The organism is Dactylosporangium sp. NPDC005555, from assembly GCF_040605635.1.
GTDB lineage: Bacteria > Actinomycetota > Actinomycetes > Mycobacteriales > Micromonosporaceae > Dactylosporangium.
Genome location: NZ_JBEXDG010000023.1, coordinates 122,994 through 146,334 on the forward strand (window position 1 = coordinate 122,994; position 23,341 = coordinate 146,334).

20 protein-coding genes are annotated in these 23,341 nt (G+C 68.6%); 19 read left to right on the forward strand and 1 reads right to left on the reverse strand.

All coding sequences use genetic code 11. The features are described from left to right. Window positions 1-243 precede the first annotated feature (243 nt). The 17 genes from ABZS58_RS25810 to ABZS58_RS25890 all read left to right on the forward strand — a co-directional run bounded on the left by ABZS58_RS25810 (window position 244) and on the right by ABZS58_RS25890 (window position 19,577). Window positions 244-1,518, forward strand: coding sequence for a geranylgeranyl reductase family protein (locus ABZS58_RS25810; protein WP_354785616.1), 1,275 nt, complete (start codon window positions 244-246; stop codon window positions 1,516-1,518). A 186-nt stretch (window positions 1,519-1,704) separates the two neighbouring features. After that, window positions 1,705-2,070 carry an NADH-quinone oxidoreductase subunit A gene (locus ABZS58_RS25815; protein WP_354785618.1) on the forward strand — a complete coding sequence of 122 codons (366 nt, stop codon included), beginning with the start codon at window positions 1,705-1,707 and terminating at the stop codon, window positions 2,068-2,070. A 3-nt stretch (window positions 2,071-2,073) separates the two neighbouring features. Further along, window positions 2,074-2,745 carry an NADH-quinone oxidoreductase subunit B family protein gene (locus tag ABZS58_RS25820; RefSeq protein WP_354785620.1) on the forward strand — a complete coding sequence of 224 codons (672 nt, stop codon included), beginning with the start codon at window positions 2,074-2,076 and terminating at the stop codon, window positions 2,743-2,745. Next, window positions 2,742-3,440 (forward strand): NADH-quinone oxidoreductase subunit C, encoded by a 699-nt coding sequence (locus ABZS58_RS25825; RefSeq protein ID WP_354785622.1) that lies wholly within the window; start codon window positions 2,742-2,744, stop codon window positions 3,438-3,440. The genes ABZS58_RS25820 and ABZS58_RS25825 overlap by 4 nt, the downstream gene beginning before the upstream one ends. Further along, window positions 3,437-4,753: an NADH-quinone oxidoreductase subunit D gene (locus tag ABZS58_RS25830; RefSeq protein ID WP_354785624.1), complete on the forward strand. Its 1,317-nt coding sequence runs from the start codon at window positions 3,437-3,439 to the stop codon at window positions 4,751-4,753. Before ABZS58_RS25825 ends, ABZS58_RS25830 begins: the two co-directional genes overlap by 4 nt. Beyond that, window positions 4,753-5,538, forward strand: a complete 786-nt coding sequence (nuoE, locus tag ABZS58_RS25835) for an NADH-quinone oxidoreductase subunit NuoE (protein ID WP_354785626.1) — start codon at window positions 4,753-4,755, stop codon at window positions 5,536-5,538. Before ABZS58_RS25830 ends, nuoE begins: the two co-directional genes overlap by 1 nt. Continuing rightward, window positions 5,535-6,857: an NADH-quinone oxidoreductase subunit NuoF gene (gene nuoF / locus ABZS58_RS25840; RefSeq protein WP_354785628.1), complete on the forward strand. Its 1,323-nt coding sequence runs from the start codon at window positions 5,535-5,537 to the stop codon at window positions 6,855-6,857. Before nuoE ends, nuoF begins: the two co-directional genes overlap by 4 nt. Further along, the gene (locus ABZS58_RS25845) at window positions 6,857-9,316 is read left to right on the forward strand and encodes an NADH-quinone oxidoreductase subunit G (protein WP_354785630.1); all 2,460 of its coding nucleotides are present in this window, start codon (window positions 6,857-6,859) and stop codon (window positions 9,314-9,316) included. The genes nuoF and ABZS58_RS25845 overlap by 1 nt, the downstream gene beginning before the upstream one ends. Further along, window positions 9,313-10,662, forward strand: coding sequence for an NADH-quinone oxidoreductase subunit NuoH (gene nuoH / locus ABZS58_RS25850; RefSeq protein WP_354785632.1), 1,350 nt, complete (start codon window positions 9,313-9,315; stop codon window positions 10,660-10,662). Before ABZS58_RS25845 ends, nuoH begins: the two co-directional genes overlap by 4 nt. Beyond that, window positions 10,659-11,207 carry an NADH-quinone oxidoreductase subunit NuoI gene (gene nuoI, locus ABZS58_RS25855; RefSeq protein ID WP_344509025.1) on the forward strand — a complete coding sequence of 183 codons (549 nt, stop codon included), beginning with the start codon at window positions 10,659-10,661 and terminating at the stop codon, window positions 11,205-11,207. The genes nuoH and nuoI overlap by 4 nt, the downstream gene beginning before the upstream one ends. Beyond that, complete coding sequence (locus tag ABZS58_RS25860; RefSeq protein ID WP_354785635.1) at window positions 11,204-11,977, forward strand: NADH-quinone oxidoreductase subunit J; 774 nt, start codon at window positions 11,204-11,206, stop codon at window positions 11,975-11,977. Before nuoI ends, ABZS58_RS25860 begins: the two co-directional genes overlap by 4 nt. Further along, window positions 11,974-12,273, forward strand: coding sequence for an NADH-quinone oxidoreductase subunit NuoK (gene nuoK / locus ABZS58_RS25865; protein ID WP_354785637.1), 300 nt, complete (start codon window positions 11,974-11,976; stop codon window positions 12,271-12,273). Before ABZS58_RS25860 ends, nuoK begins: the two co-directional genes overlap by 4 nt. Window positions 12,274-12,283: 10 nt before the next feature. Further along, entirely contained in the window at window positions 12,284-14,194 is a 1,911-nt protein-coding gene (gene nuoL / locus ABZS58_RS25870; RefSeq protein WP_354785639.1) for an NADH-quinone oxidoreductase subunit L, read from the forward strand. Beyond that, the gene (locus ABZS58_RS25875; RefSeq protein WP_354785641.1) at window positions 14,191-15,720 is read left to right on the forward strand and encodes an NADH-quinone oxidoreductase subunit M; all 1,530 of its coding nucleotides are present in this window, start codon (window positions 14,191-14,193) and stop codon (window positions 15,718-15,720) included. Before nuoL ends, ABZS58_RS25875 begins: the two co-directional genes overlap by 4 nt. Then, window positions 15,717-17,255: an NADH-quinone oxidoreductase subunit NuoN gene (nuoN, locus tag ABZS58_RS25880; RefSeq protein ID WP_354785642.1), complete on the forward strand. Its 1,539-nt coding sequence runs from the start codon at window positions 15,717-15,719 to the stop codon at window positions 17,253-17,255. Before ABZS58_RS25875 ends, nuoN begins: the two co-directional genes overlap by 4 nt. 65 nt (window positions 17,256-17,320) lie before the next feature. After that, window positions 17,321-18,394, forward strand: coding sequence for a polyprenyl synthetase family protein (locus ABZS58_RS25885; RefSeq protein WP_354785644.1), 1,074 nt, complete (start codon window positions 17,321-17,323; stop codon window positions 18,392-18,394). A gap of 406 nt (window positions 18,395-18,800) precedes the next feature. After that, complete coding sequence (locus ABZS58_RS25890; RefSeq protein WP_354785646.1) at window positions 18,801-19,577, forward strand: IclR family transcriptional regulator C-terminal domain-containing protein; 777 nt, start codon at window positions 18,801-18,803, stop codon at window positions 19,575-19,577. A 192-nt stretch (window positions 19,578-19,769) separates the two neighbouring features. On the opposite strand, the gene ABZS58_RS25895 is transcribed toward ABZS58_RS25890, so the two are convergent. Continuing rightward, complete coding sequence (locus ABZS58_RS25895; protein WP_354785648.1) at window positions 19,770-21,896, reverse strand: PhoX family phosphatase; 2,127 nt, start codon at window positions 21,894-21,896, stop codon at window positions 19,770-19,772. A gap of 142 nt (window positions 21,897-22,038) precedes the next feature. On the opposite strand from ABZS58_RS25895, the gene ABZS58_RS25900 reads away from it, so the two are divergent. Together ABZS58_RS25900 and ABZS58_RS25905 are read left to right on the forward strand one after the other, a co-directional pair. Continuing rightward, window positions 22,039-22,563, forward strand: coding sequence for a sigma-70 family RNA polymerase sigma factor (locus tag ABZS58_RS25900; RefSeq protein WP_354785650.1), 525 nt, complete (start codon window positions 22,039-22,041; stop codon window positions 22,561-22,563). A 19-nt stretch (window positions 22,564-22,582) separates the two neighbouring features. Next, window positions 22,583-23,251 carry a zf-HC2 domain-containing protein gene (locus ABZS58_RS25905; protein WP_354785652.1) on the forward strand — a complete coding sequence of 223 codons (669 nt, stop codon included), beginning with the start codon at window positions 22,583-22,585 and terminating at the stop codon, window positions 23,249-23,251. Window positions 23,252-23,341: the final 90 nt, after the last annotated feature.

Consider the following 23,341-nt stretch of genomic DNA (forward strand, 5'->3'; position numbering starts at 1 on the left):
CACGCCGACCCACTGTCGACGCGCAACAATTTTCTGTGGATAACCCACGGCCATGATCACGATTAGCCAAGTGTCGAACTGGACCGTCCACTGCCCTGTCGTCCCATTTGCGGATCTAGGTGACCGCTCGGGTGAAAACTTAGGGTCGCCTAACCGACAGACGGCCTTGTCACGGTTCTAGACTCCCAACAGAGTGACTTTGTGAAGACTTTCACGAGCCTGAAGGGGCGGGAGGTGACGGCTGTGACCGAGACTCGACAAGACGCAGATGTCATCGTCGTCGGCGCCGGACCGGGCGGCTCGGCCGCCGCGTTCCACCTGGCCCGGCACGGGCTGCGGGTGCTGCTGCTGGAGAAGACCGAGTTCCCCCGGGAGAAGGTCTGCGGCGACGGCCTGACCCCCCGCGCGGTGAAGCAGCTCATCAAGATGGGCGTCGACACCACCGAGGAGAAGGGCTGGCTGCGCAACCGCGGCCTGCGCGTCATCGGCGGTGGCATCCGGCTCGAGCTCGACTGGCCCGACCTCGCCAGCTTCCCGGACTATGGCCTGACCCGCACCCGCATGGACTTCGACCAGATGCTGGCGACGGCGGCGACGGACGCGGGTGCGATCCTGCGCACGGGCACCCCGGTGACCGGGCCGGTCCTCGACCGCACGGGCCGCGTGATCGGCGTGACCGCCACCGGGCCCGACAAGGAGCCGCTGGAGTTCCGCGCGCCCCTGGTCATCGCGGCCGACGGGGTCTCCGGCCGGTTCGCCCTCGCGCTGGGCATCGCCAAGCGTGAGGACCGGCCGATGGGTGTCGCGGTCCGTCAGTATTTCCGCAGTGCCGCCCGGCACGACGACGACTATCTGGAGTCGTGGCTGGAGCTGCGGAGCAAGGAGTCCGGCGACAACCTGCTGCCCGGCTATGGCTGGATCTTCGGGCTCGGCGACGGCCGGGTCAATGTCGGCCTCGGCGTGCTCAACAGCAGCGTGGCCTATGGCAAGACCAACTACAAGAACCTGCTCTCCGACTGGGTCGCCAACACGCCGGCGGAGTGGGGCCTGGCCGACCCGGCCAACGCCGAGGGCAAGCCGCAGGGTGCCGCACTGCCGATGGGCTTCAACCGGGTGCCGCACTACACCCGGGGTGTGCTGCTGGTGGGCGACACCGGCGGCATGGTCAACCCGTTCAACGGTGAGGGCATCGCGTATGCGATGGAGTCCGGCGAGCTCGCGGCGGAGATCGCCATCCAGGCCCTGGCCCGCCCGCAGGGCACCTCGCGCGAGCGGGTGCTCGCCAACTACCCCACCGAGCTCAAGGCGCGCTACGGCGGCTATTACCGGCTCGGCAACATCTTCGTGAAGCTCATCGGCAACCCGCAGGTGATGCGGATGGCCACCAAGCACGGCATGCCGCACCCCATGCTCATGCGGTTCGTGCTGAAGCTTCTCGCCAACCTCACGGACCCGCGAGGCGGCGACGCCATGGACCGTGTGATCAACGCGATGACCCGCATCGCGCCCGCAGCCTGACAGCGGCATAGCACCCACAGTCAGACAAAGACGCGCACAACCCGAAAACCACAACTGAACAGCCAAAAGCAATGCCCCGGACGAAGCGGTCCGGACCGCACCGAATAGTGTTTAAACCGCATACAGCTTGAGTGGTCCCCCGGGGCGGCAGCCCCGCCGGGCTCGCCGAAAGGACGGAGCAGCACGATGTCGCTCGCGCCGTACGTACCTATTCTCGGACTCTTCGCCCTCGCCGCAGGCTTCGCCCTGTTCTCGGTGGCGGCGGCGCCGTTCGTCGGGCCACGCCGCTTCAACAAGGCGAAGCTCGACGCCTACGAGTGCGGCATCGAGCCCACTCCGCAGCCCGTCGGCGGTGGTCGCTTCCCGGTCAAGTTCTACCTGACCGCGATGCTCTTCATCGTCTTCGACATCGAGATCATCTTCCTGTACCCCTGGGCCGTGAACTTCGGCATGCTCGGGCTCTTCGGGTTCGTGGAGATGGTCCTGTTCATCGTCACGGTGTTCGTCGCGTTCGCCTACGTGTGGCGGCGCGGCGGGCTGGATTGGGACTGAGCCATGGGCATCGAGGAAAAGGTACCTACCGGCGTTCTGCTGACGACCGTAGAGAAGCTGGTCAACTGGTCGCGCAAGGCGAGCTTCTGGCCCGCCACCTTCGGTCTGGCCTGCTGCGCCATCGAGATGATGGCGACCGGCGCCGCCCGCTACGACCTGGCGCGCTTCGGCATGGAGGTCTTCCGGGCCAGCCCCCGCCAGGCCGACCTGATGATCGTCGCCGGCCGGGTCAGCCAGAAGATGGCCCCGGTCCTGCGCCAGATCTACGACCAGATGCCGGAGCCCCGCTGGGTGCTCTCGATGGGCGTCTGCGCGTCCAGCGGCGGCATGTTCAACAACTACGCGATCGTGCAGGGCGTCGATCACATCGTGCCGGTCGACATGTATCTGCCGGGCTGCCCGCCGCGGCCCGAGATGCTGATCGACGCGATCCTGCGGCTGCACGACAAGGTCATGGCCGAGCCGCTCGGTGACCGCCGCCGCCGCATGATCGAGGCGCGGATCGAGCGCGACGGCGCGCCGATCGTGGCCCCGGGCGCGATGCCGTCGAGCTACCGCTTCGACAAGGTCAAGCGCGCCGAGTGGACCAAGGCCGTCGCCCAGGGCCGCGAGGAGCAGCTGCGCATCCAGAAGTGGATGGAAGAGCGGGCGAACCTGTCCGGAGGAGCGAAGTGACTGAGGTAGAACCGGTCGGTGCCGAGCTCGGCGCCCCGGCGCAGCTTCCGCCGTCCAGTGCCGCAGGGCGGGGCATGTTCGGCGTGCAGGGCACCGGCGACACGTCCGGCTTCGGCGGTCTGCGCCGGCGCCGCGAGGTCGAGCTGGACTCCCCGCGGCCGTTCGGCGGATATTTCGACGAGGTCGTCGACGGGCTCGAAGAGGCCTATCCGGGCTTCAACGACGCGATCGAGCGGGTCGTCGTCGACCGCGGCGAGCTGACGCTGCACATCGTGCCCGAGCGCATCGCCGAGGTCGCGCAGATCATGCGCGACGACCCGGCGCTGCGCTTCGAGCTGCTCTCGTCGGTGTCCGGCGTGGACTACCTGGGCTCCGACGGCAGGCGGCTGCACGCCGTGTATCACCTGACCTCGATGACGTTCCGCCGCCGGATCCGGCTTGAGGCCGCGATCACCACCGAGGACCCGCACCTGCCGAGCGTCACCCAGATCTACCCGACCGCCGACTGGCAGGAGCGGGAGACGTACGACATGTTCGGCATCGTCTTCGACGGCCACCCCAACCTGACCCGCATCCTCATGCCCGACGACTGGGAGGGCTTCCCGCAGCGGAAGGACTACCCGCTCGGTGGCGTGCCGGTCGAGTACAAGGGCGCCGAGATCCCACCGCCGGACCAGCGGAGGAGTTACCAGTGAGCACCGATTACGCAAGCGCTCGGGACACCACGGAAGGCCGGGTCTTCACCGTCACCGGCGGCGACTGGGACACGGTCGTCAACGAGGCGGGCTCCGAGGAGCGCATCGTCGTCAACATGGGCCCGCAGCACCCGTCGACCCACGGTGTGCTCCGCCTGGTCCTGGAGCTCGAGGGCGAGACGGTCATCGAGGCCCGCACCGTCGTCGGCTACCTGCACACCGGCATCGAGAAGAACCTCGAGTTCCGCAACTGGACGCAGGGCACCACGTTCGTCACGCGCATGGACTACCTGGCGCCGATCTTCAACGAGACCGGCTACTGCATGGCGGTCGAGAAGCTCCTCGGCATCGAGGACCAGATCACGCCGCGTGCCACGACCATCCGCGTGCTCATGATGGAGCTCAACCGGGTCGCGTCCCACCTCGTGTGGCTCGCGACGACCGGTATGGAGCTCGGCGCCCTGTCGATGATGATCTACGGGTTCCGTGAGCGGGAATACATCCTCGACATCTTCGAGATGGTCTCCGGTCTGCGGATGAACATGGCGTACGTGCGGCCCGGCGGCGTCGCGCAGGACGTCCCCGAGGAGGCGCTCGCGAAGATCCGCGAGTTCCTCGGCTGGATGCCCGAGCGCATCGACATGTACGAGGACCTGCTCTCGGGCAACACCATCTGGCGCGAGCGCACCCAGGGCGTGGCGGTGCTGGACGTGACCGGGTGCCTGGCGCTGGGGATCACCGGCCCGGTCCTGCGCTCCGCGGGCCTCGGCTGGGACATCCGCAAGCAGCAGCCGTATCTCGGCTACGAGACCTACGACTTCGAGGTCCCCACCGAGCCGACCGGTGACGCGTGGGGCCGGTACAAGGTCCGCCTCAACGAGATGCGCCAGTCGCTGCGGATCGTTCAGCAGGCCATGGACCGCCTCGAGCCCGGCCCGATCATGGTCGCCGACAAGAAGATCGCCTGGCCGGCGCAGCTGGCCATCGGCGGCGACGGCCTCGGCAACTCCCTCGACCACGTCGCGAAGATCATGGGCCAGTCGATGGAGGCCCTGATCCACCACTTCAAGCTGGTCACCGAGGGCTTCCGGGTCCCAGCGGGTCAGGTCTACGTGCCGATCGAGGCGCCCCGCGGCGAGCTCGGCGTGCACGCGGTCTCCGACGGTGGCACCCGCCCCTTCCGGGTGCACTACCGCGAGCCCAGCTTCATCAACCTGCAGGCGATTCCGGCGATGGCCGAGGGCGGACTGCTCGCCGACGTCATCGTGGGCGGCGCCTCGCTCGACCCCGTCATGGGTGGGTGTGATCGTTAATGGCGTTCAGTGAGGTCACGCACGAACGTGCGCGGCAGATCATCGCGCGGTATCCCGAGGGCCGTTCGCGCTCGGCGCTCCTGCCGCTGCTGCACCTCGTGCAGTCGGAGCAGGGGTATGTCTCGCCGGAGGGTATCGCCTTCTGCGCCGAGATCCTGGGCATCACCAAGGCGCAGGTCGGCGCCGTGGCGACGTTCTACACCATGTACAAGCGCAAGCCGACCGGTGACTGGCTGGTCTCCGTCTGCACCAACACCATGTGCGGCGTCCTCGGCGGCGACAAGGCCTATGAGGCGCTGCACGACTACCTGGGTGTCGGGCACGACGAGACGACCGCCGACGGCAAGATCACGCTTGAGCACGCCGAATGCCTGGCCGCCTGCGACTACGCCCCGGTGATGACGGTCAACTACGAGTTCTTCGACCAGATCACCGCGGACAGCGCGCTCAGCCTGGTCAAGCAGCTGCAGAACGACGAGCGCCCGCAGCCGACCCGCGGCACCCGGCTCTGCACGCTCAAGGAGATGGCCGTCCAGCTGGCCGGCTTCGCCGACGACCGGGGCGACGACGTCATCGCCGACGGCCCCGCGGGCGGGCCGACCCTCGCCGGCAACCGGCTCGCGGAGCGCTTCGGCATCGCGGTGCCGGGCTTCGACCCCGAGACGCCGATCGCCAAGAAGGAAGAGTCGGCGCCGAAGCCGGTCGAGACCATGCCGAAGCCCGCGTCGGACGCCAAGCCGGCCGGTGACGGTCCGCTCCCACAGAAGGAGGAGGCGAAGCCGTGACCCTCGACTACCAGCCTTCCCAGGAGTCGCTGTCGAAGCTGACGCCGGTGCTCACCAAGCGCTGGCTGTCGCCCGATGCGTGGAAGATCGACGTGTACGAGCGGCTCGACGGCTACACGGCACTGCGCAAGGCGTTCAAGGCCCACCCCGACGAGCTGATCCAGCTGGTCAAGGACTCGGGCCTGCGCGGCCGCGGCGGCGCCGGCTTCCCCACCGGCATGAAGTGGGGCTTCATCCCGCAGAACGACGGCAAGCCGCACTACCTCGTGGTCAACGCCGACGAGGGTGAGCCGGGCACCTGCAAGGACCTGCCGCTCATGATGGCGGACCCGCACTCGCTGGTGGAGGGCGTCATCATCGCCTCCTACGCGATCCGGGCCAACTTCGCCGCGATCTACATCCGCGGCGAAGCCGTGCACTCCGCCCGCCGGCTGCGGGCCGCGGTCGAGCAGGCGTATGCCAAGGGGTACCTCGGCAAGAACATCCTCGGCACCGGCTTCGACCTCGACCTGGTCGTCCACAGTGGAGCCGGCGCCTACATCTGCGGCGAGGAAACCGCCCTGCTGGACTCGCTGGAGGGCTACCGCGGCCAGCCCCGGCTGCGCCCGCCGTTCCCCGCGACGCACGGGCTCTACGCCTCGCCGACGGTCGTCAACAACGTCGAGACGATTGCCAGCGTTCCGTACATCGTGCTCGGCGGCTCGGCCTGGTTCCGCAGCATGGGCACCGAGAAGTCGCCCGGCCCGAAGATCTACTCGGTCTCGGGGCGGGTCAACAACCCCGGCCAGTTCGAGTGCGGTCTCGGCGTCACGCTGCGGCAGCTCATCGACCTGGCCGGCGGCATGCAGCCCGGCCACGAGCTGAAGTTCTGGACGCCGGGTGGCTCGTCGACGCCGATGCTCACCGACGAGCACCTCGACACGCCGATGGACTTCGAAGGCATGATGAGCGTCGGCACGATGCTCGGCACCACCGCCGTCCAGGTGTTCTCCAACCAGGACGACATCGTCTACGCGACCTACCGGTGGATCGCCTTCTACCACCACGAGTCCTGCGGCAAGTGCACCCCGTGCCGCGAAGGCAACTACTGGATGGTGCGGATCCTGCACCGCATCCTCGCCGGCCAGGGCACCCACCAGGACCTCGACACCCTGCTGGACGCCTGCGACAACCTGCTCGGGCGCTCGTTCTGCGCGCTCGGCGACGGTGCGACCAGCCCGGTGACGTCCTCGATCAAGTACTTCAAGCAGGACTACCTGGACTACATCGAGGGCCGCAAGTCCCCGATGTTCAAGGGCGAACTGGTAGGAGCCCACTGATGACGGACGTCGTTCCGAAGGTCGACACGGTCAAGCTGACCATCGACGGCATCGAGGTCGAGGCACCCAAGGGCGCCCTCGTCATCCGGGCCGCCGAGCAGATCGGCATCTCCATCCCCCGCTTCTGCGACCACCCGCTGCTGGCTCCCGCCGGCGCGTGCCGCCAGTGCCTCGTGGACGTGGAGGGCCAGCGCAAGCCGGTCGCCTCCTGCACGCAGCCGGTGGCCGAGGGCATGGTGGTCCGCACCCAGATGACCTCCGAAGTGGCCAAGAAGGCCCAAGAGGGCATCATGGAGTTCCTCCTGATCAACCACCCGCTGGACTGCCCGGTCTGCGACAAGGGCGGCGAGTGCCCCCTGCAGAACCAGGCGATGAGCAACGGCCAGTCCGAGAGCCGGTTCGTCGAGCACAAGCGGGAATACCCGAAGCCGCTGCCGATCAGCACCCAGGTGCTGCTCGACCGTGAGCGGTGCGTGCTGTGCCAGCGCTGCACCCGCTTCTCCGACGAGATCGCCGGCGACAAGTTCATCGACCTGATGGAGCGCTCGTCCAACGAGCAGATCGGCGTCTTCCGGGGCAACCCGGAGTCGCCCGAGGACGACGCCCCCTTCAACTCGTACTTCTCCGGCAACACGATCCAGATCTGCCCCGTCGGCGCGCTGACCAGTGCGCAGTACCGCTTCCGGGCCCGGCCGTTCGACCTGGTCTCCACGCCGAACGCGTGCGAGCACTGCGCGGCCGGCTGCGACCAGCGGGCCGACCACCGCCGCGGCAAGGTCATGCGCCGCCTGGCCGGTGACGACCCGGCGGTCAACGAGGAGTGGAACTGCGACAAGGGCCGCTTCGCGTTCCAGTACACCAACGCCACCGACCGGCTGACCAAGCCGCTGGTGCGCGACGCGAAGACCGGTGAGCTGCGCGAGGCGAGCTGGCCCGAGGCCCTCACGGTCGCGGCCGCCGGCCTCGCCGCGGCGAAGGACAACGGCGGCGTCGGCGTCCTCACCGGCGGCCGGCTGACGGTCGAGGACGCGTTCGCGTATTCGAAGTTCGCCCGGGTCGCGCTCGGCACCAACGACATCGACTTCCGGGCCCGCCCGCTGTCCGCCGAGGAGACCGAGTTCCTCGGCTCGTCGGTCGCCGGCCGCGTCGACGTCACGTACGCCGACATCGAGCGGGCCGGCGCGGTCGTCTTCGTCGGGCTGGAGCCCGAGGAAGAGTGCCCGATCATCTACCTGCGGGCCCGCAAGACCTACCTGAAGCGGGGACTGGCCAGCTACGCGCTCGCCCCGTTCGTCAGCCGCGGGTTCGAGAAGCTCGGCGCGACCGTCATCCTCACCGTGCCCGGCGCCGAGGCGGAGGTGCTCGGCGCGTCCGAGCAGCTGCGCGAGGCGCTGTCGGCCGACAGCGCGATCCTCTTCGTCGGCGAGCGGCTGGCGAGCGTCGAGGGCGGCCTGTCCGCCGCGGCGCGGATCGCCGAGGAGACCGGCGCGAAGCTCGCCTGGGTGCCGCGACGCGCGGGTGACCGCGGTGCGGTGGAGGCCGGTGCCCTGCCGACCCTCCTGCCCGGTGGTCGCCCGGTGTACGACCCGGCGGCGCGCAGCGAGGTCGCGGCGGCGTGGCAGCTCGACGCGGGCGTCCTGCCCAGCGCGTCGGGCCGCGACACGGACGCGATCATCGCGGCCGCGAAGTCCGGTCAGCTCGGCGGCCTGCTCGTCGGCGGGGTGGACCCGGCCGACCTGGCCGACCCGATCGCCGCTGAGGAGGCGCTCGCCGCCGTCGGCTTCGTGGTCAGCTTGGAGCTTCGGCTCAGCGCCGTCGCGAAGCGCGCCGACGTGGTCCTGCCGATCGCCCCCGCGGTCGAGAAGACCGGCGCCTACGTCAACTGGGAAGGCCGGGTCCGCCCGTTCGGCACGGTGCTCAAGACCGCCGCGATGAGCGACGCCCGCGTCCTGGACGCGCTCGGTCGTGAGCTCGGCATCGAGCTGGGCGTCGGCGACGTCGCCGCGGCGCGGGCGCAGCTCGCCACGCTCGCGGAGCTGCCGCTGCCCGGCACCGCCGAGTCCGGCACCGCGCTGCGCGGCAGCGTCCGGGCCGAGGTCCCGACGGTCGCCGCCGGCTCGGCCGCCTCGCCCGCGAGCGGCCAGGCGGTCCTCGCGTCGTGGCACCACCTGCTCGACAACGGTTCGCTGCAGGACGGCGACGGCCACCTGGCCGGCACCGCCCGCACGCCGGTCGTGCGGATCTCCAAGAGCACCGCCGCCGACCTCGGGGTCGCCGACGGTGACGCGGTGACGGTCGGCACCGGGCGGGGCGCGATCACCCTGCCGGCGCTGGTCACCGACATGGTCGACGGGGTCGTCTGGGTCCCGACGAACTCACCCGGCTCGACCCTGCGCCGCACGCTCGGCGTCGCCGAAGGTGCGCTGGTCGAGATCAGCACTGGGGGTACCAAGTCATGATCCTCGCCGACAATCTCGACCAGTTCGGCAAAGACCCCTGGTGGCTGGTGCTCGCCAAGGTCGTCGTGATCTTCGCGTTCCTGGTCGTCATGACGCTCTTCGCCATCTGGTACGAGCGCAAGGTCGTCGCCCGGATGCAGGTCCGGCCCGGCCCCAACCGCAACGGCCCCTTCGGCCTGCTCCAGTCGCTCGCCGACGGCCTGAAGCTGGCGTTCAAGGAAGACATCATGCCGCGGCTCGCGGACAAGGTCGTCTTCTTCTTCGCGCCGGTGATCTCCACGGTCTGCGCGTTCACCGCGTTCTCGGTGATCCCGTTCGGCCCGACGGTGTCGATCTTCGGTACGCACAGCCCGCTGCAGCTCACCGACATCCCGGTGGCGGTCCTGCTGGTGCTGGCCTGCTCGTCGATGGGCATCTACGGCATCGTCCTCGGCGGCTGGGCCTCCGGCTCGACCTACCCGCTGCTCGGCGGCCTGCGCTCCAGCGCCCAGATGATCTCCTACGAGGTCGCGATGGGCCTGTCGATCGTCTCGGTCTTCCTGGTGTCGGGCACGATGTCCACCTCCGAGATCGTCGCGGGGCAGGCCGGCAACGGCACCGTCGACATCGGCGGCTGGCAGGCGGACCTTCCCGCCTGGTACGGCATCCTGCTCATCCCGAGCTTCCTCATCTACTTCACCTCCGCGGTCGGCGAGACCAACCGGGCCCCGTTCGACCTTCCCGAGGCCGAGTCGGAGCTGGTCGGTGGCTTCCACACCGAGTACTCCTCGCTGAAGTTCGCGCTGTTCTTCCTCGCCGAGTACATCAACATGGTCACCGTCTCCGGCCTGTGCACGACGCTCTTCCTCGGCGGCTGGCGGGCACCGTGGCCGATCTCGCTGTGGGACGGCGCCAACCAGGGCTGGTGGCCGGTCCTCTGGTTCACCATCAAGGTCCTGCTGCTGCTGTTCGTCTTCGTTTGGCTGCGCGGCACGCTGCCCCGCCTCCGCTACGACCAGTTCATGCGGTTCGGCTGGAAGGTCCTGATCCCGGCCAACCTGATCTGGATCCTGACCCTCGCCGGCATCCTGCTGACGATCAACAGCGACAGTCTCAGCTCCGGTGTCAAGTTCGGCGTCTCCGTCGCGATCATCCTCGCGGCCCTAGCGCTCGGCTTCGTCGCGGTCGCCCTGTCGCGGCGCAACGCCACGGTCGTCGAGATGCCGAAGGCACACCCGGGCGGCCGGGTCGGTGGCAGCAAGGGCTTCCCGCTGCCGCCACTCAACCTTGAGGTCCCGCCAAGTCCTCGGGCCAAGCGCGTACTCGTCGAGCGGGAGCCCGTCTCGACCGGCAAGGAGAACGCATGAGCATCGGTGGAACCCTCAAGGGATTCGGGGTCACCTTCTCGCACATGTTCAAGAAGGTGGTCACCGAGGAGTACCCGGAGCAGCGCAAGCCTCCGGCCCCGCGGTACCACGGCCGGCACATCCTCAACCGGTGGCCGGACGGCCTGGAGAAGTGCATCGGCTGCGAGCTGTGTGCGTGGGCCTGCCCCGCGGACGCGATCTTCGTCGAGGGCGCCGACAACACCGAGGACGAGCGCTTCTCGCCCGGTGAGCGGTATGCCCAGACGTACCAGATCAACTACGCCCGCTGCATCTTCTGCGGCCTGTGCATCGAGGCCTGCCCGACGCGTTCGCTGACCATGAGCAACGAGTACGAGCTGGCCCGTGACAACCGGCGCGACCTCATCTTCACCAAGGAGATGCTGCTCGCGCCGCTGCTGCCGGGCATGGAGCGGCCGCCGCACGACATGCGCCTCGGCGACACCGAGAAGGACTACTACGTCGGCGCGCTCGAGAACCCCGGCACGTCCGCGGGTGCCGAGCATTACAAGGGGGGTCAGGCGTGAACCTCTCCCTGGAGCTGCTGGCCGCCTCGGGTGCCGTGAAGGGCGGCGAGGCCGTCACCTTCTGGATCCTCGCCCCGATCGCGGTCCTCGGCGCCATCGGCATGGTCTGGGCACGCAACGCGGTGCACTCCGCGCTCTTCCTGGTGATCTCGATGATGTGCCTGGGCGTGTTCTACGTCCTGCAGGCCGGCCCGTTCATCGGCATGGTGCAGATCATCGTCTACACCGGCGCCATCATGATGCTGTTCCTGTTCGTGCTCATGCTCGTCGGCCGGGACTCTTCCGACTCGCTGATCGAGACACTGCGCGGCCAGCGGATGGTGGCCATCCTGCTCGGCGTCGGCCTCTCGCTGCTGCTGGGGATCGGGCTGTACCGCGGGCTCAGTGGCAGCGCCCCGAAGGGGCTGACCGAGGCGAACGCCGCCGGCAACGTGACCGGCCTGGCCAGGCTCATCTTCACCAAGTACGTCTTCGTGTTCGAGGTGACGTCGGCGCTGCTGATCACGGCGGCGGTGGGCGCGATGATCCTGGCGCACATCGAGAAGCGCAAGGAAGAGAAGATCAGCCAGCCGGAGCGGATGCTCGCCCGGTTCCAGCCGGGCAACTACCCCGCGCCGAAGCCCGGCCCGGGCGTGTTCTCCACCTCCGACTCGGTGGCGACGCCCGCGCGGCTGCCCGACGGTACGCCGTCGGACCGCAGCATCTCCAAGATCCTCCCGACCCGGGAGTTGACGTCGGCAGACGTCGCACCGAAGGGGACCGAGAAGTGACACCGACGTACTACATCGTCCTGGCGTCGATCCTGTTCACGATCGGCGCGGTGGGCGTGCTCATCCGGCGCAACGCGATCGTGCTGTTCATGTGCATCGAGCTCATGCTCAACGCGGCCAACCTCGCGCTGATCACGTTCAGCCGCATCAACGGCACGCTCGACGGCCAGATCATGGCGTTCTTCGTCATGGTCGTCGCGGCGGCCGAGGTCGTCGTCGGCCTGGCGATCATCATGTCGATCTTCCGGACTCGACGCTCCGCAAGCGTCGACGACGCGAACCTGCTGAAGTACTAGGGAGCGGGTTGTGGACACAATCGCCTACACGGCGGCGAACGGGTGGCTGGGCACGTTCTGGCTGCTCATCGCGATCCCGCTGGCGAGCGCGGCGGTGCTGCTGCTGCTCGGCAAGCGCGCCGACCGTTGGGGACACTGGCTCGGCGTGCTCAGCGTCGCCACGTCCTTCGTGCTGGGACTGACCTACTTCTTCACGCTCCGCGGGCTCGAGAACCGCAGCGGCGTCGAGCTGAAGCTGTGGGACTTCATCAGCGTCGGGGACTTCAAGGTCGAACTGGGTCTGCTGTTCGACCCGCTGTCGGCGATGTTCGTCCTGCTGATCACGGGCGTCGGTTCGCTGATCCACCTCTACGCGGTGGGTTACATGGACCACGACCCGGGACGCCGGAAGTTCTTCGGCTACTTCAACCTGTTCGTCGCGGCGATGCTGTTGCTGGTCCTCGGCAACAACTACGTGATGCTGTACTTCGGCTGGGAGGGCGTCGGTCTCGCGTCCTACCTCCTGATCTCCTTCTGGTACCTGCGCCCGAGCGCGGCGACCGCCGGTAAGAAGGCGTTCCTCATGAACCGCGTCGGTGACGCCGGTTTCGCGATCGCGATCTTCATGATGTTCGCCTACCTCGGCACGGTCGACTACGCCGAGGTCTTCAACCGGATCGACACGCTCAGCGGCGGCGTCGTCCTGACGATGGCGATCCTGTTGCTGCTCGGCGCGGCCGGCAAGTCCGGCCAGTTCCCGCTGCAGGCCTGGCTCCCGGACGCCATGGAGGGCCCGACCCCGGTGTCGGCGCTCATCCACGCCGCCACGATGGTCACCGCCGGCGTCTACCTGGTCGCCCGCTCGCACCCGATCTTCGACGCCAATGAGACGGCGCAGCTGATCGTGGTCTCGGTCGGCGCGCTGACGCTGCTGATGGGCTGCATCATCGGCACCGCCAAGGACGACATCAAGCGGGTCCTGGCCTGGTCGACGGTCAGCCAGATCGGCTACATGTTCCTGGGTGTCGGGCTCGGTGGCGCCGCCTACGCGCTGGCGCTGATCCACCTGCTGGCGCACGGCTTCTTCAAGGCCGGCATGTTCCTCGGCGCCGGCTCGGTCATGCACGGCATGCACGACCAGGTCGACATCCGCCGCTTCGGCGGCCTGTGGAAGTACATGAAGATCACCTGGATCACGTTCATGCTCGGCTGGCTGGCCATCATCGGCATGTTCCCGTTCTCCGGGTTCTTCTCCAAGGAGCCGATCATCGTGGCGGCCTTCGAGCGGGAGGGCTGGCAGGGCTGGCTCTTCGGCGGCGCGGCGCTGCTGGGTGCCGGGCTGACGGCGTTCTACATGACCCGCCTGTTCTGGCTCACGTTCCATGGGCCGAAGCGCTGGACCGAGGACATCCACCACCCGCACGAGTCGCCGGCCATCATGACGATCCCGCTGATCCTGCTGGCGGTCGGCTCGGTCGGCGCGGGCTACCTGCTGTCCACGTCGGTGCCCGAGTGGCTGACCCCGGTCTACGGCAGTGAGCACGTCGAGCACGAGCCGGTCATGAGCCACACGCTCATCACGATCCTGTCGCTCGTGCTGACGGTCGCCGGCGCCGGCCTCGCGATCGCGCTGTTCAACAAGGGCACCGCCCTGGAAGAGCAGCCGGCCGGCCCGCTGGTCACCGCGGTCCGCAAGAACCTCTACACCGACTCGTTCAACGAGGCGGTCTTCGAGGCGCCCGGCCGCTACCTGACCCGCGCCCTGGTCTACATCGACAACCGCGGCATCGACGGCCTGGTCAACGGCCTCGCCGCCGGGGTCGGCGGCGGCTCCGGCAGGCTCCGCCGGGCGCAGACCGGGTTCGTGCGCTCCTATGCCCTGTCCATCCTTGGAGGCGCGGTGCTCGTGGTGGCCGCCATGCTGGCGGTGACGTTCGGATGAGCTCCTTTCCATATCTGACCGTGCTCACGGCCGCGCCGCTCGTCGGCGCAGCCGGGATCGCGTTCCTTCCCAAGGACAAGCCGGAACTCGCCAAGCGCGTCGCGTTCGGCTGGTCCCTGCTGATCCTGGTGCTGACCGTCGGGCTGTGGCTGCAGTTCAAGCCGACCGGCGAGCGGTTCCAGTTCCGCGAGTCCTACACCTGGATCCCGCAGTGGGGCGCCAAGTTCACGTTCGCGATCGACGGCATCGCCCTGGTGATGATCGCGCTGATCGCGCTGCTGGTGCCGCTGGTCGTGCTCGCGTCATGGCACGACGCCGACAAGAGCAAGCGGTCGGTGCCGGCGTACTTCGCGCTGCTGCTGGCCCTCGAAGCCACGATGATCGGCGTCTTCGCCGCGCAGGACGTGTTCCTGTTCTACGTGTTCTTCGAGGTCATGCTCGTGCCGATGTACTTCCTCATCGGCTCCTACGGTGGGCACCAGAAGCAGTACGCGGCGGTCAAGTTCTTCCTGTACTCGCTGGTCGGCGGCCTGTTCATGCTGGCCGCGGTCGTCGGGCTGTGGGTCCTCGGCGGGCACACCTTCGACTGGCCGACGCTGGTGTCCGCGGACTTCGGGGTCAACGCCGAACGCTGGCTGTTCCTCGGCTTCTTCCTCGCGTTCGCGATCAAGGCGCCGTTCTTCCCGTTCCACACGTGGCTGCCCGACGCCGGTGGCGCGGCGCAGGCCGGCTCGGCGGCGCTGCTCGTCGGTGTCATGGACAAGGTCGGCACCTTCGGCATCCTGCGCTACTGCCTGCCGCTGTTCCCGAACGCGTCGAAGCACTTCGCCTGGCTCGGGCTCACGCTCGCACTGGTGGGCATCGTGTACGGGGCGCTGGTGGCGATCGGTCAGCAGGACCTGAAGCGGCTGGTCTCCTACACGTCGATCGCCCACTTCGGATTCATCGGCATCGGCATCTTCGCCTTCACCACCCAGGCGGGGACCGGCGCCGTGCTGTACATGGTCAACCACGGCCTTGCGACCGGCCTGCTGTTCCTGGTCGTCGGCATGCTGGTCAGCCGCCGTGGCAGCGCCCTGGTGAGCGACTTCGGCGGCGCCGGCAAGCTCGTCCCGGTCCTCGCCGGGGTGTTCTTCATCGCCGGTCTCGCCTCGCTCGCGCTGCCGGGCACCTCGCCGTTCGTCTCCGAGTTCCTGGTCCTGATCGGCACGTTCACGGTGAACAAGACGGTGGCCGTCATCGCCACCGCCGGCATCATCCTGGCCGCCGGCTACGTGCTCTGGATGATCCAGCGCACCACGCAGGGCACCACGAACCCGAAGTTGCTCGAGATCAAGGCGATGAGCCGGGACCTTTCGCTGCGTGAGGCCGCCGTCGTCACGCCGCTGATCGCGCTGATCCTGGTGCTCGGCTTCTACCCGAAGCCGGTCATCGACGTGATCAATCCGGCGATCAAGGCGACGATGTCGGACATGCAGGTCACCGACCCGAAAGCCACCGCAGGCACCGTGGAGGCCGGCAAGTGAACGACAAACTCCAACTGCCGAACCTGGATTACGCGGCGTTGTCGCCGATGCTGATCCTCTTCGGTGTCGCGTGCATCGGGGTGCTCGTCGAGGGCTTCGTGCCACGGCGGCTGCGGCACACCGTGCAGCTGTCCCTGTCGCTGCTCGGCCTCGTCGCCGCGCTCGTCATGGTGATCCGCCAGGGCAGCAAGGACGTGATCACGGCCCACACCGCGGTCGCCATCGACGGGCCCGGGCTGTTCCTGTCCGCCGCGGTGATCGTGCTGGGCATCGTGTCGATGCTGCTGATCGGTGAGCGGACCCTGGAGACCGGCGGCGCGTTCGTCGCCCAGGCCGCCGTGACCGCCAACACCGACGCCGACCGCGACCAGGCCGCGCGCGCGACCGGCGCGACCGAGGTCTTCCCGCTCACCATGTTCGCGCTCGCCGGCATGCTGCTCTTCTGCACGGCGAACGACCTGCTCGTGATGTTCGTGGCGCTCGAGGTCTTCTCGCTGCCCCTGTACCTGCTGTGCGCGCTCGCCCGGCGCCGGCGGCTGCTGTCGCAGGAAGCGGCGCTCAAGTACTTCCTGCTCGGCTCGTTCGCCTCGGCGTTCTTCGTGTTCGGTATCGCGCTCATCTACGGGTACGCCGGCCAGGTCGACTTCAAGGCGATCAGCACCGCGATCGAGAACTCGGCGAACGACGACATCCTGCTCTACGTCGGCCTGGCGATGCTGTCGATCGGCCTGCTGTTCAAGGCCGCGGCCGTGCCGTTCCACGTGTGGACCCCGGACGTCTACCAGGGCGCGCCGACGCCGATCACCGCGCTGATGGCGGCCTGCACCAAGGTCGCCGCGTTCGGTGGCCTGCTGCGGCTGGTCCACATCGGCTTCTACCGCACCGGGTGGGAGCTCCAGCAGGTGCTCGGCACCGTGGCGGTCATCACGATGCTCGTCGGCGCGATCCTGGCCGTGACGCAGACCGACATCAAGCGGCTGCTCGCCTACTCCTCGATCGCCAACGCCGGCTACCTGCTGGTCGGCGTCCTGGCGGTCAGCGAGCGGGGCCTGTCGAGCTCGATGTTCTACCTGGTCGCCTACGGCTTCACGGTGCTCGCCGCGTTCGCCGTGGTGACCCTGGTCCGCGACGCGGACGGCGAGGCGACCCACCTGTCCCGCTGGGCCGGGCTGGGCAAGCGCTCGCCGCTGTACGCGACGCTGTTCACGTTCATCCTGCTGGCCTTCGCCGGTCTGCCGCTGACCAGCGGTTTCACCGCGAAGTTCGGCATCTTCGCGGCGGCGATCGACGCCGACCAGACGTGGCTGGTGATTGCCGGCGTGGTGAGCAGCGCCATTCTGGCCTTCCCCTATCTGCGCGTGGTCGTCATGATGTGGCTGTCGGAGCCGGGCGAGACAACCCCTGCGGTGTCGATCCCGGGCGCGATGACGGCAGCGGCGCTGGTCATCGGGACCGTCGCGACGCTGGTGCTGGGTGTTGCCCCGAGCGTGTTGATCGAGGCGACCGAGCACGCGGGGATGTTCATCGGCAAATAAGCTCGGTATCGAACCTTGTGTCCCGTGACGTCCCCCGTGGCCAAACCACGTGGGGACGTCGCTGTATGAGGGCGCCGCAAGTCGTTCGAACGGGCTATGGCATCGTTGGAGCTGTGGTGAGTACGGGAACCGTGCAATCGGGTGCGTCTGTCGGCCTGACCTTCGCCGATCCGGCGTTGGAAAGCAGTGTCATGGCGATCCTCAAGGACGTCGAGACAGTGCTGGTCGAGTCCGTCGACAGCGCCAACCCGCTGGTGACCGAGGCGGCCCGCCACCTGGTCAACGCGGGTGGTAAGCGCTTCCGTCCGCTGCTGGTGGCGCTCGCCGCGCACTTCGGTGACCCGAGCTCGCGCGACGTCGTGATGGCCGGCGCGGTGGTCGAGCTGACCCACCTCGCCACCCTCTACCACGACGACGTCATGGACGAGGCGGACGTGCGCCGCGGCGCGCCCAGCGCCAACTCCCGCTGGGGCAACTCCCTCGCCATCCTCATCGGCGACTACCTCTTCGCCCGCGCCGCCGCGGCCGCCACCGAGCTCGGCCTCGAGGCGGTCAAGATCCAGTCGAGCACCTTCTCCCGCCTCGTGCACGGCCAGGTCGCCGAGACCGCCGGCCCGCTGCAGGGTGAGGATGCGATCTCGCACTACCTGCGGGTCATCTCGCAGAAGACCGGCTCGCTGATCTCCACCAGCGCCCGCTTCGGCGGCATGTTCGGCGGTTGCAGCGACGAGGAGATCGAGGCCCTGGCCACGTTCGCCGAGACGTTCGGCATCGCGTTCCAGCTGTCCGACGATCTCATCGACATCGCCAGCGAGAGCACCCAGTCGGGCAAGACCCCGGGCACGGACCTCCGCGAGGGCGTGCCCACCCTGCCGGTGCTCTATGCGCTCGCCTCCGGCGACGACGACGCGACCTCGATCCGTCTCCGCGAGATCCTCTCCGCAGGGCCGGTCACCGACGACGCGCTGCACTCGGAGGCCCTGGGGCTGCTGCGGGAGTCCGCGGCGCTGAAGCAGGCCCGCGAGACCGTCCGGGGCTATGCGGACCGCGCACGGGCCTCCCTGGCGCCCTTGCCGCATGTGCCGGCGCGCGCCGCCCTGGAGTCGCTCTGCGACTTCATCGCCGATCGCACCAACTGACCCTGTTCTGACACGTCCGCCGGTGTGGCTGAGGCCGCACCGGCGTTGACGGCTGCGCTCTGCCGTATTGCTCAATGCCATATGGCACCGGTACCTGCTTTTGCAACAACTCGCAACGGCCTGATAACAGCCAGGAGTGGCCGGGCAGAACTCGCGCAGCGGTTACTCAAGCGGCCCGCCATTACTTCCACAGACCTCAGAGCCGTTTGCCGAGCATTACTTACATCACTCGGCGTGTCGACAGCATGACTGCACATAGGTGGTGTCCGCTATGGGCCATTCATCGCTATGTGTAGCGCGCTCGGATTCCCTCACCTCGCGCCAGAAATGATCAAAGTGTTCCCTGGACCCTCTCCAGTTTCATATGGTGTGAATCCAGTTACTGCTGCGGCTGGGGAGGGCGGCGGTGCGTGATCCACAGGCCGAACCCTCGGATCTCATCCGGAGCGTGTCGAGGGCACTACGAGTCTTGGAGGCCGTGGGTCAATCACCACGCGGCCTCACCGTGAAGCAGATCGCCAGGCGATGTGACTTCACGGTCGCTACTACTTATCACCTGGTGCGCACGCTCGCGTACGAGGGTTACGTCATCCGCCGGGAGAACGGCACCTACGTGGTCGGCCTGGAGATCGCCGACCGCTACCGGGAGCTCGTCCTCGCGTTCCGGGGACCCAGCGCTGTCACGGACCGCCTGCGTCGCGCCGCGACGGAGACGGGCTACAGCCACTACCTCGGGCGCTTCATCGGCGGCAGGATCGCCGTGACGGCGGTGGCCGAGGGTCCGCGGACCCCGCCGCTCGACGAGCTCGTGCCGGGCTATGACGACGCCGCGCACGCGACCGCGCTGGGCAAGGCGCTGCTCGCGACCATGAGCGCGGACCAGCGGTGGCGTTTCTTGAAGGAATACGGGATGCGGGCATACACCTCGGCAACCCTGACGTCGCCGGAGGCGCTCGACTCCGACCTCGCCGCCGGCGAGCGCCGCGGGATGCAGATCGAGATCGGCCAGTTCCGCCAAGGGCTCGCGTGCGCCGCGGTCATGGTGGTCAACGACCGCGATCCCGACCGCCGGGTCGTCCTGGCGTGCGCGCTGCCGCCCGCGGAGCTGATGTCCTCGGCGAAGGTCGTCAGGACCCGTCTGCTGGCCACCGCGCACCACCTGGCGACGGTCCTGGCCGAATAGCGCGCCGCCGCCGCGCGCCACCCTGGCGACGGTCCTGGCCGAGCAGGGCGGCGCCGCCGCGCGCCACTATGGCGGCGGTCCTGGCCGAACATGGCGGCGCCATCGCGCACCCGCCGTGGCGACGGTGTGGCTGGAACAGGAACGGGCGCCTCCCCGTCGTACATGGGGAGACGCCCGAAACGCGGCGAGCGGTCAGACGCCGATGTTGCGGCCGTCCAGACGCCACGCCACCGCGATGCCCGGCTTGGCGAAGTCGCCGTCGGGCCAGTTCGACGCGGGCTTCTCCACAGACGCGCCGGTGATCTCGCCCGGGTGCTGCACCGCGACGAACGCGCTCTTGTTGTCGCCGTGGATCCACGGGCCGCAGGTCTCGGCGCCGTAGGGCACCGTCAGGAACTGCTTCAGGTGACCCTTCTCCGGGCCCTCCAGCGGCACCGCGAACAGGCCGTCGTTGGTGCCGAGCGCGTTGCCGTCCGTGGCGATCCACAGGTTGCCGGCGCCGTCGAACGCGACGTTGTCGGGGCAGGAGATCGGCGACACCTGGGCCTTGTCGTAGCCCATGAAGTAGGTCGCCGGGTCCTTCGGGTCGCCGCAGACGATCGGGATCGTCCAGGTGAACGTGGTGCCCGTGTGGTCGCCCTTGTCCTCGGTGATCTCGAAGATGTGGCCGTGCTTGTTGTTCGTGCGCGGGTTCGCCTCGTCGGCGGGAGCCTTGCCGGCCGGGCCCCGCGCCGTGTTGTTCGTCAGCGCGACGTAGATCTTGCCGGTCTTCGGGTTGGGCTCGACGTCCTCGGGGCGGTCCATCTTGGTCGCGCCGACCGCGTCACCCGCGAGCCGGGTGAAGACCAGCACCTCCTCGACCGTCATGCCGGGGACCTGCGACTTGCCGTCCTTCACCAGGGCGACCCACTCGCCGGTGCCGTTGAACGCGCCGTCGGCGGGCAGCTTGCCGCTGCCGTCGATCTCCGCGGCCGACGTGAAGCCGAGCTTCGCCACGTACAGCGAACCCGACTCCAGCAGCGTCAGGTTGTGCCGGCGGGCGAAGTAGGACTTGCCGCTGTCGAACTTCTTGTCCGACACGAACTTGTACAGGTAGTCGAAGCGCTCGTCGTCGCCCATGTACGCCACGGCCTTGCCGTTCTTGGCGATGACGATGTTGGCGCCCTCGTGCTTCACCCGGCCGAGCGCCGTGTGCTTGCGCGGGGTCGAGCCCGGCGTGAACGGGTCGATCTCGACGACCCAGCCGAAGCGGTGTGCCTCGTTCGGGTTCTTCGTCAGGTCGAAGCGGGCGTCGGCGCGGTCCCACTTGCGGCTGCCCGACGGGTACCGGTTGACCGTGTCGATGCCGTAGCGGTTGAAGCGGGTCTTCGCGGGCTCGACGGCGGTCTCGGCGCCGACGAAGTACTGGTTGAAGTTCTCCTCGCCCGACAGGATCGTGCCCCACGGGGTCACGCCGCCGGCGCAGTTGTTGAGCGTGCCGATCACATCGCGACCCGACGGGTCGGCGGACGTCTTCAGCAGCGCGGAGCCGGCCGCGGGGCCGGTCACCTTGAAGTGCGTCGACAGGGCGGTGACCCGGCGGTTGTACCGCCGCCCCCCGCGCGTCACCGGCGTCCAGCGGCCCGAGTCGCCGACCCGCTCCAGCTCGACGACCGACATGCCGTGCGCGGCCATCGCGGTGCGCACCTGCTCGACCGACAGCCCGTCGATGCCCGCGAAGTTCGGGAACATCAGGTCTTCGTTGGTGTACTCGTGGTTGCACACCAGCAGCGCCCGCTCGCCACGGCGGTCCAGCGGCAGCACCGCGACGAAGTCGTTGTTGTAGCCGAACTGCTTCGACTGCGCGTCGGCGGACTGCTTCGCCACGTTGAAGCGAGGCGCGCCCGGCACGACCTCGTCGCCCCACTTGATGACGACGGCGTGGTCGTACCCGTTGGGGACCACGATCCCGTCGACCTGGTTGGGCGTGACGGCCTTGAACGTCAGCTGCGACGACTCGGGGGCCTTGGCCGCGAACGTGTCGACCTCGGGCACGACGACGTCAGGCTCGCCGACCTCCCCTGCGGGCGAGGCGAACGCCGGCGTGCCGACGGCCGCTCCGGCGCCGGCCATGCCCAGCACGATGGCGCCGGCGCGCATGACGCCGCGGCGCGACACCGCGTTGATCTCCTCGGTGAAATACGGGTTGTCCGACTGGTTCGGGATCGGGTGCTCACAGGCGTTTCCGCAGCGGTACAGGCAGGTCATGCGATCACGGCCACCGTGCGTCACCTTGGCCGATCCGATGAACGGTAACGGCCGACGTGGGTTATCCGACATTACGGGCTCCTGGTCCTGAACAGCGACGGGGGACAGATCGGCACCCTAGAGATGTCGGGTGAATGACATGTGACGCCGCCTTGAACCGCTGTGCGTATTAGTGCGTAGAAGCCAGTGGAAGGGATGCGGATAGTGCCAAAGCGTGAGTACAGACGATGCTGACCTGCTGCTGAAGACGCTCCACAAGGAGCACGGAGACGCGCTGTTCGCCCACACGCTGCGACTGACCGGCGGAGACCGCCAACGGGCCGAGGACCTCGTGCAGGAGACCCTGCTGCGGGCCTGGCAACACCCGGAGGCGCTCGACCCGGCCCGCGGCTCGGTGCGAGCCTGGCTCTTCACCACCGCCCGGAACCTCGCTATCGACGCGTGGCGGCGACGCTCCGCACGGGTGGGCGAGGTCTTCACCGACCAGATGCCGGAGTCCCCGGTCGTGGTCGACGAGACCGAGCGCGCGGTGGAGTCCTGGGTCATCGCGGAGGCGCTGACCCGACTTTCCCGACCGCACCGCGAGGTCCTGGTGGAGTGCTTCTACCAGGGACGATCGGTCGCCGAGGCGGCCGAACGACTGGGCGTGCCCCCGGGCACCGTCAAGTCGCGGACCTACTACGCACTGCGTTCGCTGAAGGTCGTCCTAGAGGAGTTGGGGGTGGGCAATGAGGTGTGAGCACCTCCATGACTCGGCCGTGTATGTGCTCGGGGCGCAGTCGCCCGAAGAGCGCGAGACATACGAGCAGCACCTGGCGTCCTGCGCGGACTGCCGGGCCGCGGTGACGGAGTTCGGCGAGCTGCCGGTGTTGCTGGGCAAGCTGGATCCTTCCGCCGCGGCATCCTGGGCCGGCCCCTCCGTTTCGGCGTCTTCGTGGGCCGGTCCTTCGGCCGCCCCTGCTGACCCACTTCTGCCCCGGGTGCTCGACCAGGCGCGGCGCAGCCGGCGCACCGACCGGCGGCGCCGGCGCTGGCAGAGTGCTGGGACGGCGCTCGTCGCCGCCTGCCTGGGCGTGCTCGCCGTCCTCGGGGTGCGCTCCGCCGGGGTCGGACAGCCCGATTTCGTTGCCATGCAGGAGGTTGCGGCGACGGTACCGGTGACCGCCAGCCTGGCCCTCGAAGGACTCGGCGACGGGACCCTCGTCCGTATGCGGTGCGCCTACAAGCCGGGCGGCGGCTACGGGAAGTGGACCTACAAGCTCTACGTCGTGCCGAAGTCCGGCGAACCCGAGGAGCTCGACTCCTGGACCGCCGGCGCCGGTGACGAGTATGAGCTCAAGGCGCACAGCCGGTACAAGCGCGACAACATCCAGAAGGTCGAGATCCGCAAGGGCGACGGCACCCCCCTGCTCGTCCTGAGCGCCTAGTAGCGTGTCGCCGCTAATTCGCGGGGTTGATGGTGTGGACTGGTGGCTGGTGGGCTTCATCCCCTGAACAGTCCGCCGGGAGTGGGTTGT